The organism is Tsukamurella sp. 8F, assembly GCF_029167375.1.
Taxonomy (GTDB): domain Bacteria; phylum Actinomycetota; class Actinomycetes; order Mycobacteriales; family Mycobacteriaceae; genus Tsukamurella.
The window spans coordinates 1-11,894 of sequence record NZ_JARFTP010000006.1 but is presented as its reverse complement, the minus strand read 5'-3'; the positions used below and the strand labels follow the sequence as shown (position 1 = coordinate 11,894).

Sequence of the window (11,894 nt, the reverse complement as noted above, 5' to 3'; positions counted from 1 at the left end):
GTGGCCACGTCGCGTACCTTCTGACTACGTGGAACAAGCCCTCACCGCGTCGCAGCGCGAGACCCGCGCGAAGATCCTGGACACCGCGGTGGAGCTGTTCTACGAACGCGGCGTCCATGCGGTCGGTGTCAACGAGATCGCCGCTCGGGCGCACGCCTCCAAGCTGAGTCTGTACCGCTACTTTCCGTCCAAGGCGAACCTGGTCGAGCAGATGTTGGCCGAACACAGTGACCGGATCCACGGATGGCTTCGGCGAAGGGCGGGACAGGGATCGCCGCCGGACCGCGTCGAGGCGCTGTTCGATGCGCTTATCGAGTGGTTCGCACAGCCCGGCTACCGAGGTTGCGCCGTCGTCAACACCGTGACCGACACGCGCGCGGACCCAGCCGTGGCAGCTGTGGCGCGCCGCCACCTCGCCCGCTACCGGGGCTTGCTCACGGAGTCGCTCGACACCCTCGGTCCCGGGGTCGACGCGGACGCGTTGGCGCGGCGCCTGCTGCTCCTCATCGAGGGCGCGAGTGTTGTGGCCACCATCGAACCCGACGGTGCGGCCGGGCGTGACGCCAAGGCGGCGGCGCGGATGCTGGTGGATGCGGCGGCGCGCAACTGAACATGCTCGATGGTGGTGACATGCTCGATGGTGGTGCTCACCGAGCATGTTCGATGCCGGATAGCCTGGGCGGGTGACCGCGTACGCACCGCTCGACCTCGCCGCAGACCCGATCGCCCTGACCGCCGCACTCGTCGACATCCCCAGTGTGAGTCGCGACGAGGCAGCCATCGCCGACGCTGTGGAGGCGGCATTACGCTCGCAGGCAAAGGCTTTCGAAGTCCTCCGGCGCGGGAACTGCGTGCTTGCGAGAACGGATCGCGGCCTGCCCCAGCGGGTCCTGCTGGCCGGGCACCTCGATACCGTCCCGATCGCGGACAATGTGCCGTCGCGGCGGAAGGGCGAGGTACTGCACGGGTGCGGGACCGTCGACATGAAGTCCGGTGACGCGGTCTTCCTGCACCTCGCCGCCACCCTTGCGGACCCGGCCTACGACCTCACGCTCGTGTTCTACGACTGCGAGGAGATCGAGGCCCGCTACAACGGGCTCGGCACCATCGAGCGCGAGCTGCCCGAGTGGCTCGTAGCGGACGTCGCGATCCTCGGCGAGCCGTCTGGGGGTCTCATCGAGGCGGGCTGCCAGGGAACGTTGCGCGTCCGCGTCACCGCGGGGGGGACTCGCTCGCACAGCGCGCGATCGTGGCTGGGGGACAACGCGATCCACCGACTCGGTAAGGTGCTCGGTATCCTCGCGCAGTATGATGCCCGCACCGTCGACATCGACGGCTGCGAGTACCGGGAGGGGCTGTCCGCGGTCCGCGTCGACGGCGGTGTGGCCGGCAACGTCGTGCCCGACGAGGCCTCCGTCGACATCAACTTCCGCTTCGCGCCCGACCGCAGCCCGGAGCAGGCGCTCGCGCACGTGCGCGACGTGCTCGCGCCCGCCACCGATGGCGACCCCCTCCTCGCCATCGAACTCACCGACTCGGCCGCGGGAGCCCTGCCGGGCTTGTCCGCGCCTGCCGCGGCCGGCCTCGTCGACGCCGCGGGCGGACGGTTCCGTGCCAAGTACGGCTGGACCGACGTCTCCCGCTTCGCGGCGCTCGGCATCCCGGCTGTCAACTACGGCCCCGGCGACCCGAACCTCGCGCATAAGCGCGACGAACATGTCCCCGTCGGCCAGATCACCGAGGTGACTGAAACGTTGCGCAGGTTCCTCTCACACTGACGGTCCGCCAGGTGGAACCGGCGCTGTCGACCCTTCCATGGCGACAGGCGTGGCCGGTCAGGTGGTGGACAGGGGCGCCGTGACGGGCAAGGTACTCGCTTGGGCTCTGGCGCTGGGGCGGGTTCACGATGATGTGAGTAGGCCAGCAGCCCAACGCTTCTCGCGCTCACCAGGGTGAGCGGGGCATCGGGTGTGTCGGGGCGTCGTCCCGAGTATGTGTCGGCCGGGTCCGCTCGGGAAGCCGTCGTGAAGCCGGCTGTTCACCCCGCGTAGAGCTACATCGTCGTCGCGGATCCCTTATGTGTCGATCGCGAACTGTTGACAGTGTTGTACGCACAACATATAGTGCGTTTCACGTTTTTCGTCACACCTGTGTCGGGTCGGTCAGATGGGGGAGTCATGCCACGAAGAGTCGGATTCGCGCTCATGGCCGCCGCGATGGTGGCCGGCGGCGCAGCGCCCGCCAACGCGACAGGTAGTCAGACCGACGTGAACCTGCACTACGGCCTAATGAGTGTCAAGGCGTGGCATTGCACGTTGTACGTGACCGCGTGCGATTGGCGCTCCGAAACCATCGTGGAACCGACGGACGGCACGTCGATGATGGACGAAGTAACTAATGTCGCCATATTGTCCACTAGGGGCTTCACTCTGAAAGAGGTCCATATCGAGAAGAACCCCGAGGCTACTTTGGTCTTCCCGAGCATCGACCAGGGCAAGGTGGAGTGGACCAAGCGGGTGTCGAACAATGTCGCCAATTTCGGCCAGTTCAAGGACATCAAGACCGATATCAATGTGAATGTCCGCAGCTGTGGCTCGGGAGACGGTCCGGGTGAGCAGGGACCTGTATCGGAGAAGTGCGTCGAGGTCGGGGCCGTATAGACGCGGTTGAAAGGTCCAGTAGTCGATGTGGAAGGGGCGTCGGCGGTTCACGACAGCGCTCGCTGCTGTTCTTATCGGAGTCATACTGGTTGTCTTGGTCCTCCGACGAGATCCGAATGGTCCGGACCGCGCAGAAGAAGTCTCGGTGCTTGCGGGAATGCTGGGTAGCAACCATTTGGTAGCCACGCCCGCCAGTCTGATTCCAGTGATATCGCCGCTGAACACTTCCGTCGTCTTATACGCCTCGGCCGTCGTCGGCGATTCCTGGCGTCCTGACGCCGATCTGGTCGATCCTCAGACCGCGGGAAGAGCGCTATTGGATCAGCCGACGCGAAGTGCGTGGGATCAGACGATCGCCTGGGAGGCTCTACATAGGATGGGATTTCGTGCGCGTGCGGGGGAGGCGGAACGGTTCGTCCAGACCCGACAGGACGATATTCGAAAGCGTGCCGGCGATCCGGCGATAGATGCACGCGGTGCCGGCAGGATAGCGGCCGAGGTCATCGACCTCGCGAGACTGGCGGCGGACGTCGCGCCCGGTGCCGTCGAATCACTGCGCAAGCTCGGAAGCGAGCTATACGTGCGCATGCCCCAGGGCGACCCGATCGGCGTGGCATTGATCCGAGTCCTCGATATTGCGAACAGCTCACCCCGCGGGCGGGTCGGCCGTCCTCAGAACGTCGGCGACGCCTATTACCGTGCGCTCGGTGGTGTGGACGAGAGCGACTGGGCCGCATCTGCACTCGACTACATGGCCCGGTTCGATCGCACTGACATCGACCCGATGGACCTGCTGATGTCGGCTGTGATGATCGACGCTCAGCCGACCGCGAGGACCGATCACTCGCGTATCGCCCTTCGTCGCGCCGTGGAGGCATTCGCCCGGGGTGGCACGTCCTCTGACGGGTGGATCTACGACGCGACCGAGATCCGTGGCAGCCTCGTGGCGACCTATGTCGCTGCAGCGTCCGCGAGCATTGCCGGGATGCCCGTCCGAGACGAGACCATCGCTACCGCAGTGAGATCCGAGGAGACGCTGGCCCCCGATCGGTTCGGCCCGACCATCAAGGAACTCACCTCGTCGTATGTGTCCGGACGCCGGATCCGACCGGGTTCCGCCCCGCTAGTGGCCATTCCGCCGGGTGAGTTGATTGCGAGTCGCGACGCTGTGCTCATGGCGCTGGCGGCGGTGCAGGCAGGAAGCGAGATGCGCCTCCCGCCCGAGTCTCCGAATGCCGCGCCGCCCGGGCGCGAGTTCGCTCGGGAGAGGGTCGTGCGCTGGATGCTGAGCCGGGGTTCGCCGGGGACGGATCTCGACGCGGGGCGGATCGCCGCCCTGACCGATCTGGTGGAGAACGTGATGGCATTCGCGGACGATCGATATCTGGCATTGGGTGCCCTCGCGACGGCGGCCGATGTGGAGCAGAGCGAGCTCCTTCGGCTACTGCGCCTATTGGATCGCACCTTGGGGATCTGTGGGTATCCGCGGTGGATGGTGCGGTCCAGTTCCGCGGACGGAACGTGCGACCTCCGCGCGACCCTTACGGCCACCATCGCCCGGTCCATTGTGCATCGCGACGTATCCGTCCTCTCGCCGCGGACCGCAGCAGAGTGAAGGGGGGAAGGCAGTGACCGATCACCAACGGAATGCGAGCATCCGGCTCGATGCGGTGACCAAGGTCTACGGGCGCTATACGGCCCTTGCGGAGTCGAGTTTCGAGGTCGCGTCAGGCGAGATCGTCGCACTGTGCGGTGCGTCCGGCAGCGGGAAGTCGACGGCTATCGCCTTGGCCAGCCTGCTGGTGCCGCCTACGAGCGGTGAGGTGGATCTCCTGGGTACTGGTTGGAGTGGCAGCACAGCCGGGGAACGACGGAGACTCATCGCGCGATCGGTGGGCATGATCTTCCAAGAGGTGAATCTGGTGAACCATCTGTCGGTTGGGGGCAACTTGACACTGGTCGACGATTCGGTGGACCCGGAGACGGTGGAACTCATGCTCGACGAGCTCGGTGTGGCGTCGCAGCGGGACAAGCTGCCCGGCCGGCTTTCTCGTGGACAACGCCAACGGGTGGGTGTCGCTCGCGCCCTCGGCAAGCATCCCCGGGTCGTATTTGCGGACGAGCCGACGGCGAGCGTGGATGCGGATAGCGCCCACACCATCACGCGGATGCTGCGCAAAGTCGCTGACAGCGGGGCCGCGGTGTTGTTGGCCACCCACGACCGGCACGCGCGGGAGATAGCGGACCGCGTGATCGAATTGGGGAGCGATCGATGAGGCGGGCGGGACGACTGCTTCGGAATGTGGTGGCCAACCTCGCCGGCCTGCGTTCCCGATATATAGGCCTGGTGTTGCTGGTGGCAGTATGTGTCGCCGTCGCCCTCGCGGGTATCACCGTCGCCGATCGCTCGGAGGGCATCTACCTCAATCGCCTGGATGCCGCCGTCGCGAGTAGGACCGTGATCGTTGATGCGTCCGCTGCTCATCCGAAGCTGACCGATGCCGACGTAGCAGCTGTGAGAGGGCACAGTGCCGACGCTACGGGGAATGTCTTCCTCAGCGGCGAACTCCAGCTGGCGCGTCTCGCGTCGACCGAGACGACTGCGCTGTACTCGTTCCGCACGGAGATGCCGCCCCCTATCGTCGCCGGCGCGCTTCCACAGGATCTCGGTGGAGCGATCGTGGTGCCCGCGCGGCTGCACGGCCGGGACATGCGACCGTACCTCGGAACCCGAGTGGTGGTGTTGACGAACAGATCGCTGTCCCCGGGACACACCGAATCGGTGCGACACGTCGTGACGGTGGCTGCGCTCTACGACGAGCGGTGGCAGGTCGATTCCACCAACGCGTCGTATATCGCGGGCGCCACCGCGCGCGAGTGGCTGCGAGATGTCGCGGGCAGCGGTTCGCCGGACGGACTGCCGGACGGCTACGCTTCGATCTCCGCCGTGTTCGCCACGCAGCAGGAGGCGGACCGGACGCTGCGCGAGCTCCAGGCCGCGGGATACCGTGCCAACCTGCAGATTCAGATGAGCGCGGAGGTTCCTGAATCGCTGCAGTCGTTCGTAGCGCTTGCGGCGGTGTTCCGCACCGTGATGATCGCCGTGGGCCTATTGGTGCTGTGGCTCTTCGTCCGGCAGATGCTGCGCGCGCGTGGCTACGAGATCGGCATCCGTTGTGCCGCGGGCTGGTCGGTCCCACGGGTTGGGCTGATGATCGGCCTCGAATGCGCGGTGGCGGCACTCGTGGGTTTCGCTCTCGGCGTGCTCGGTTCCATCGCGGTCGCGTATGCGGTCGTTCGCGGATTCGTTTCGGGTTCCTTCCTCGAGGCCGGCGATTTGATCTTGCCGACCGTGCTGCCGTCGGTCCTGGGCCTGTTGCTCATCCCGCTCGTATGCGGGCTGGTCGCACTGGCGTCAACGCTCATGACGAGTTCCACCAAAGCTGTTGGCCTGCTGTTGTCACCGAAGGAGTAGAGATGATGCCTGTCGATACAGCACCGCCCGGACTTGGCCGGTGCGTGCGCGCCATGGCCGTCGTCGTCGTGGGAGTGGCGTTCTGTCTGGGCGTGCTCGCTGGATGTGGAGGTCCACCCGCAGAGCAGAAGGAGTCGGCCGGATCCAGGTTGCTGGCGACGTTGTCTGCCTACGAGCGGGATGCGCTGGCAGACAAGAAGGTGAGTCGCGCCGAGATGCAGAAGGCTCTGCAGAAGTTCACCCAGTGCGTCGAGGCCGCTGGACTGGCTGTGGTCGATTCGGGCGGTCGTCAGCTCTCGCTCGATCGTCTGCAGGTCGACTACGGGTCGGACATGAGTACATATGACGCGTCGGAGAAGAAGGTCCAGACGTGTCGGACCGATGTGGATGCGGTGGACGCAGTGTGGACGATGCAGAATGCCCCGACGGCGGACGAGCGTCGTCGTGCGGTCGACACCTTCGCCGCGTGCCTTCGCCGCGTGGGCATCGCCGTTCCGGCTGGTGCCGGACAGGATGAGGTGGAGCGGGTCTATCGCGACTCCCACGAGAAGAAGGCCGGCGGGGAATCGGGGAGTGACTCAGGAAGCGGCTGCGCCACAAACTATGTAGACACGATGGGGCCGTCCGCGATGGAGGGTTTGGCTGATGCGTTGAAGGCGTTGAAGTAGCGGATGGCGAGAGAGTCGAATCGTGTTGAGGGGCTGCCCGCGCCACGCGGTACGTGGATCGGTGGTACCGCGCTGATCGTGGTTATCGCGGTGCAGATCGCGGCCCTGTTCTGGTTCTGGCGGTCGGAACGCCCACACGCGGCAGGTGCGGCCGGCCGGGTGGAGGTGATCGAAGTCACGGTAGGGCGGCCGTCGGCGCCGTCGGACGTCAAGGGCAAGATCAATATCCAGGTGTTGCCTGGGGTCGTCACCCCATCGCCCGGATACGCGGGAACGGTGACTGCCCTGTACGTCTCGCGAGGAGCGACCGTGTCCAGCGGAGCTCGGCTGTTCGCGATCGACGGTATCGACAGATACGCCTACCACGACGCTCGGCCCTTCTATCGCGTTCTCAAAGAAGGGGATTCGGGTGACGACGTGGTCCAGTTGCGCAGGTTGTTGAACGACGCCGGAATGGGACCCGTCTCGGTACGCAGGAACACCTTCGACTACATGGTCGCCGCCGCCGTGACGAAGTGGACCAGGACGCTGGGCCTGGCGGCCGCACCGGTGACCACCGGAATACTGGGCCCGACAGCGACACCGATCCAGAACAACGGTTCGCCGTCGACAACGCAGACGGCTGCCGCCACGACCACCGGCGCTACGACAACGACCGCGGCGCCGACGGAAGCGGGCGCCGTCAAGTCGGTGGGACCTGTTTTCGATCCCCAGTGGACGGTGTGGCTGCCGTGGCCCTCGGTCTCGATCGCGCGCTCGAATGTGCGTGTCGGGATAGGTCTACCGGCAGTGGGCACACCCATGTTCGTCTCGGCCCGTTCGCTCGGACGGGTGACGCTGGATGCGGACGGCTCGGCGTCGAAGCCGGACGTGCCGGTCCGACGCACCTTCGAGCTGAACGGCATGAGCGTGCCCATCACAGGCGATCGAGTGCAGGTCGACGCGAGCAACGCCGACGCACTTATCGACGCGGCACTAGCGGTGGAGCCCGACCCCAAGAGGCCCGTGGCAGTCGACGGCACGATCAAGTCGCACGTGAGCGCCACCAGCGTCTCGGTACCCGTGACGGCGGTCTACGACAGCCCGCGCGCGGATCAATGCGTCGCGGTGAAGAGCGGGCAGCGATATCTCGGTCGATCGGTCACCGTCGTCGCGAGTAACGCCGCGTCGGGGCAGGCGACGGTCGACGGTCTGAGCCCGGGGACAATCGTGGTGGCCAATCCATCGGACAGCGGCAATGAGCCGGCCTGCTGAGCCGTCGGAGGGCGCGCCGCCGGTGATCGCGCTGGACGCGGTCGGCAAGGTCGCGGGCAGGACGACGATCCTGTCGGACGTGTCCCTGCAGGTGCACCAGGGCGAGGCGTTGGCGCTGATGGGGCCATCGGGGAGCGGAAAGTCCACTCTGATGGCGATTCTCGGGATGTTCACCGCGTGGTCGTCGGGCTCGGTACGGATCGGCGGCGTCGAGGTGGCGAAGGCGTCGCGGCATCGCAATCGCGCACGGAGGCAGCTCGGCTTCGGATGGGTGGGACAGACGCCGTCGTTCCTGCCCGGCCGGTCGGTTCTCGACAATGTCGCGGTGCCACTGCGGGTCGACGGCGCTCGGAGGGCACCCGGTGCCCCACTATCGGAATGCCGCGACGTCCTGGTCGGTCTCGGGTTGGGGCGTTCTCTTCGATCGAGCGCTTCTGTCCTGTCGGGAGGCGAGCAGCAGCGGCTGTCCATCGCCCGCGCGCTGATTGCGTCCAGACGGGTACTGCTGGCGGACGAGCCGACTGCGTCACTCGACTCGGCCAGCACGGAGCAGGTGATCGATGCTCTGGTGTCGGCGCGCGGCATCCGGACGCTTGTGGTCGCGACTCATGACCCACGCGTCGCCGCCCGGTGCACCCGGACAGTTTGGCTCGAGGACGGCCGGATCGACCGCTCGGGAGGGGTGCCGTGACGTTCCGATCTGTGGTGGTCGAGGCGCTGAGTAATCTGCGGGCGACGCCGATTCGCGCCCTTCTGTTGCTCGTCACGATCGTGGCCTGCCTGTCGGCCCCGGGCTACGTGGCCGCCCGATTCAGTTCCAACGCCTGGCGGAACGAGGAGTCCGCAGTTCGGCACGGCGCCTACATCTACATTGTGGAGTCACGCGATGCGGCGCCCGGGGGCGGTCGGCTCGGCATCCTCGGGGCCGAGTGCGAACAGCTCGCGCAGTTGGCGGCGTTCACGCACGCGGGCACGATCGCTGCGCTGGAGAACGCGCGCATAGGAGCGCATCCCGACGGTGGGATCGAAGCCCTCGCCGCTACGCCGGGCATATTCGAGATGCTGTCCACGGGTGCGACCGAGGGGTACTCGGCAGTGGGCACCGTCGCGTCGCGGGAGCTGGGGCTTCGCCGTGGAGACACGATGACGGTCGACGGTTACCGGAGTCGGGTCGCCATGCTGCCGGATATCGCCGGTCGCACAGACTATTTCGCCCGTACCGTGCTCGTCCCGGCGCTGCCGCAGACGATTCGCGGAAAGTGCATCCTAGAAGCCGGGCAGAAGGACGTCGACTATGTGGACGAGGTGGTGCAGGCGCTCGCCGGCCCTCGTGACTGGCAGGTCAGCAAATTCTCGGACTATTCGGGTTACCGAGCCGCCGACGTCCTCGCGACCAGGTCGGGCCTCCCTCTCGCCGGCTTGTGTTGTGCGGCGTTCTGCGTTGTGCTCACGCTCTTCCTCGCGCTTCGGAAGGGCACTGTTACAGCGTATTTCGTCTCCGGCGCTTCACGGGTCGGCGTCTCCAGCATCTTTCTCTGCGAGTTGTACGTGCTGTGTGCCATCGCCGTGCCCAGCGCGTTGACCGCGACCATGGTCGGCGCGCGCATGGACATGCGTGACGCACGGGTCGGGGTCGTGGACCTGGCGCTGGTGGCGGGTGGCCTGCTCGCCCTGTCGTTGATCGTGACTCATGTGCTCATCGGGAGTCCATCCAAGGTATTCGAGATGGGGAGAAGGGCGGAATGATATGACAAGAAAGGGAATCGACTTTCGAAGCGGTTGTCTCGCACTTGTGGCAGGCAGCTGCCTGCTCAGTGCCTGCCAGGCGTTCGACGTCGGAAAAGTCGTAGAGGAGACGGGTCGCGTAGCCACGTGGATCCCCGAGGTACAGGGCGATAGCGGGGCCGCACCGATGCGGGAGCCCGGCGAGACCGTGGTGCGCACCGAGACGGCGACGGTCCGAGGTACGTCCACCACCGACGTGGTGACCGTTGCGCCCCCGGCGCGTGGTGCGCCGCCGCGAAGCGACACGGAATCAGTCTTGCCGCCATGGGCGACTCGGAGCGCACGTAGTCCAGCGACCACCACGACTACGCCACTCCAGGTGACTACGTCACAGCAGCCGCCGACCACTACGCCTGCCAGCACGACGGCGACGAGGACGCAGCCGACCTCGTCGCCACCGTCGGCGCCCGAGGGGGGCCGACCGACCATCGCAGGACAGGCCCGATAGGGCGATACGACCGCCGCGCACCGCGCGTGGCGAGTGAGCGGAAAGGGACGAGGAACACTTCGATGAAGAGAGCAATGCCTATGACGGGCCGTGGCAGGAGGCTCTGGGTGATCATGGTCGCTGGGGCGGCGGTGATTGTTGGGTGGGCTCCCACCGCGCAGGCCGACACCTGGCAGAAGGTGCCCGACAACACCCGGAGGTATGTGACACCCGAGAAGGTCACGGTCACCCTGAAGACGACGCGCCAGGTGGTCAACAGGATCGTCTCCGTCGCGCCGAACCAGTTGTCGCACATGGGGTACTTCAGTGGAATCTCGACGGTGACGGTCGCAGTCCCCAAGGGTGCGTATGGGCCGCCCGACGGGATCCTTCAGGCAGGTCTGCTCGTCGGCTGCCAGGCCGATCTGTCGAGCGGACTGGACGTCACGTTGAACCCGAGTGTGGACGGTGGTGTCGCCGGCAATCTGGGAGCCGGGTTGTCGGTCACGCCATCGATCGAGGGCAGCGGCGGGGTCAGCGGCCAGACTCCGTCGGCGAATGCGAGGGGCGGCGTCACGGGCACCGGGAGAGTGGACGGATCCGTCTCACCCGACGTGAACGCCGGGATCACGTCCTCGTTCAAGTTCGTCCTCAAGGCAGGGCAGGTGACCAAGCTTGTCTTCAGTCAGCGACTCCTCAATGCCGAGAGGTCGGCGAGCGCGGTGATCCAGTACGACTCGGTCGAGGTGGTCGTGGACCAGTGCGGTGGAGCGGTGAAGGCACGGTCGTTCGCGACGTTCGTGGGGTCGACGGACTCCGCGAACATCGCGCTCAACACCCGCGGCGGCCCAGTGAACCTGTTCTCCGGCGTCTGAATACCGAGGAGGAGCAATATGATGTCGATTCTACTGATCGCAACCACTTTGTTGTTCATCGCTGCAATCGGGGTGTTCGTCGCCGCGCTCGTCTCCGTGTTGGCAGCTCGCTTCGCCGAGCCGGTGGAGAAGTTGGTCTGGGTGATCGTGGTGCTCGTGCTTCCCGTCCTCGGCCCCGTGCTCTGGTTCGCATGGGGCCGCGGTGCCCGGACGGTCCGGGACTCCGAGCAGGTGTGATGCATCGTCCCCATCGGTCGGACACGGAGGTCGCTGCGCAGTCTCCTCACACGCTGAGGTCCGGCCAGCGGGGCGCCGTCAGACCTCGAGGGTGTCCACGTCGTACCGGTGGATTGCGGCGTCACGGGTGACCAGGGTCAATCGTTCGACCTTCGCCTGCCCGATCAAGATCCGGTCGAACGGGTCGCGGTGGAGGTCGGGCAGGTCGGCGGCGGCGCGGCTCGGTGACCCGCCCGGGGTGCGGTACCTGTCGGTGTGAACCGGGCGCCGACGTGCCGCCGGCGGGAAGTAGGCTCCCCGGAATGACCACTCCCAGCGCCGGCCAGTCATCGTCGCCCCGCAGCGCGCGTCGCTACCGCGGGCCTGTGCGGCTGCAGGGTGACCGGTTCTATGAGAACTCGACCACCGACCAGCGACTGCTGGCGAACACGGACGACTCGGACTGGCTGCATACGGATCCGTGGCGGGTGCTGCGCATCCAGGCGGAGTTCGTGGAGGGGTTCGGAGCGTTGG

At 66.4% G+C, this 11,894-nt stretch carries 12 protein-coding genes and 1 pseudogene; all 13 read left to right on the top strand.

The window, feature by feature from the left end; all coding sequences use genetic code 11:
- Nucleotides 1-28 precede the first annotated feature (28 nt).
- Entirely contained in the window at nucleotides 29-610 is a 582-nt protein-coding gene (locus P0W64_RS06280; protein WP_275479224.1) for a TetR/AcrR family transcriptional regulator, read from the top strand.
- Nucleotides 611-683: 73 nt separating this feature from the next.
- Nucleotides 684-1,778 (top strand): succinyl-diaminopimelate desuccinylase, encoded by a 1,095-nt coding sequence (gene dapE / locus P0W64_RS06275; protein ID WP_275479223.1) that lies wholly within the window; start codon nucleotides 684-686, stop codon nucleotides 1,776-1,778.
- Between the two features lie 426 nt (nucleotides 1,779-2,204).
- A complete protein-coding gene (locus tag P0W64_RS06270; protein WP_275479222.1) occupies nucleotides 2,205-2,660 on the top strand; it encodes a hypothetical protein in 456 nt (151 codons plus the stop codon).
- A 376-nt stretch (nucleotides 2,661-3,036) separates the two neighbouring features.
- The gene (locus P0W64_RS06265) at nucleotides 3,037-4,275 is read left to right on the top strand and encodes a hypothetical protein (protein WP_275479221.1); all 1,239 of its coding nucleotides are present in this window, start codon (nucleotides 3,037-3,039) and stop codon (nucleotides 4,273-4,275) included.
- A gap of 13 nt (nucleotides 4,276-4,288) precedes the next feature.
- A complete protein-coding gene (locus P0W64_RS06260; RefSeq protein ID WP_275479220.1) occupies nucleotides 4,289-4,936 on the top strand; it encodes an ATP-binding cassette domain-containing protein in 648 nt (215 codons plus the stop codon).
- Nucleotides 4,933-6,135, top strand: a complete 1,203-nt coding sequence (locus P0W64_RS06255) for an ABC transporter permease (RefSeq protein WP_275479219.1) — start codon at nucleotides 4,933-4,935, stop codon at nucleotides 6,133-6,135. The genes P0W64_RS06260 and P0W64_RS06255 overlap by 4 nt, the downstream gene beginning before the upstream one ends.
- Before the next feature lie 53 nt (nucleotides 6,136-6,188).
- Entirely contained in the window at nucleotides 6,189-6,803 is a 615-nt protein-coding gene (locus P0W64_RS06250) for a hypothetical protein (protein WP_275479218.1), read from the top strand.
- A 3-nt stretch (nucleotides 6,804-6,806) separates the two neighbouring features.
- The gene (locus P0W64_RS06245) at nucleotides 6,807-8,057 is read left to right on the top strand and encodes a hypothetical protein (protein WP_275479217.1); all 1,251 of its coding nucleotides are present in this window, start codon (nucleotides 6,807-6,809) and stop codon (nucleotides 8,055-8,057) included.
- Nucleotides 8,041-8,748 carry an ATP-binding cassette domain-containing protein gene (locus P0W64_RS06240; protein WP_275479216.1) on the top strand — a complete coding sequence of 236 codons (708 nt, stop codon included), beginning with the start codon at nucleotides 8,041-8,043 and terminating at the stop codon, nucleotides 8,746-8,748. Before P0W64_RS06245 ends, P0W64_RS06240 begins: the two co-directional genes overlap by 17 nt.
- On the top strand, nucleotides 8,745-9,803 hold the full coding sequence (locus P0W64_RS06235) for a hypothetical protein (RefSeq protein WP_275479215.1): 1,059 nt from the start codon (nucleotides 8,745-8,747) through the stop codon (nucleotides 9,801-9,803). The genes P0W64_RS06240 and P0W64_RS06235 overlap by 4 nt, the downstream gene beginning before the upstream one ends.
- A 549-nt stretch (nucleotides 9,804-10,352) precedes the next feature.
- Complete coding sequence (locus P0W64_RS06230; RefSeq protein ID WP_275479214.1) at nucleotides 10,353-11,144, top strand: MspA family porin; 792 nt, start codon at nucleotides 10,353-10,355, stop codon at nucleotides 11,142-11,144.
- 21 nt (nucleotides 11,145-11,165) lie between these two features.
- Nucleotides 11,166-11,381 carry a PLDc N-terminal domain-containing protein gene (locus P0W64_RS06225; RefSeq protein ID WP_275479213.1) on the top strand — a complete coding sequence of 72 codons (216 nt, stop codon included), beginning with the start codon at nucleotides 11,166-11,168 and terminating at the stop codon, nucleotides 11,379-11,381.
- Between the two features lie 302 nt (nucleotides 11,382-11,683).
- Nucleotides 11,684-11,894, top strand: a pseudogene (locus P0W64_RS06220) (TIGR00730 family Rossman fold protein); the annotation flags it as partial.

Excerpts from the sequence above, each read along its gene's own strand:
- P0W64_RS06225 (WP_275479213.1), top strand. The coding sequence starts at position 11,166 with ATGTCGATTCTACTGATCGCAACCACTTTGTTGTTCATCGCTGCAATC.
- P0W64_RS06250 (WP_275479218.1), top strand. The coding sequence starts at position 6,189 with ATGGCCGTCGTCGTCGTGGGAGTGGCGTTCTGTCTGGGCGTGCTCGCT.
- P0W64_RS06265 (WP_275479221.1), top strand. The coding sequence starts at position 3,037 with ATGGGATTTCGTGCGCGTGCGGGGGAGGCGGAACGGTTCGTCCAGACC.
- P0W64_RS06270 (WP_275479222.1), top strand. The coding sequence starts at position 2,205 with ATGGCCGCCGCGATGGTGGCCGGCGGCGCAGCGCCCGCCAACGCGACA.
- P0W64_RS06245 (WP_275479217.1), top strand. The coding sequence starts at position 6,807 with ATGGCGAGAGAGTCGAATCGTGTTGAGGGGCTGCCCGCGCCACGCGGT.
- P0W64_RS06240 (WP_275479216.1), top strand. The coding sequence starts at position 8,041 with ATGAGCCGGCCTGCTGAGCCGTCGGAGGGCGCGCCGCCGGTGATCGCG.
- P0W64_RS06230 (WP_275479214.1), top strand. The coding sequence starts at position 10,353 with ATGAAGAGAGCAATGCCTATGACGGGCCGTGGCAGGAGGCTCTGGGTG.
- P0W64_RS06255 (WP_275479219.1), top strand. The coding sequence starts at position 4,933 with ATGAGGCGGGCGGGACGACTGCTTCGGAATGTGGTGGCCAACCTCGCC.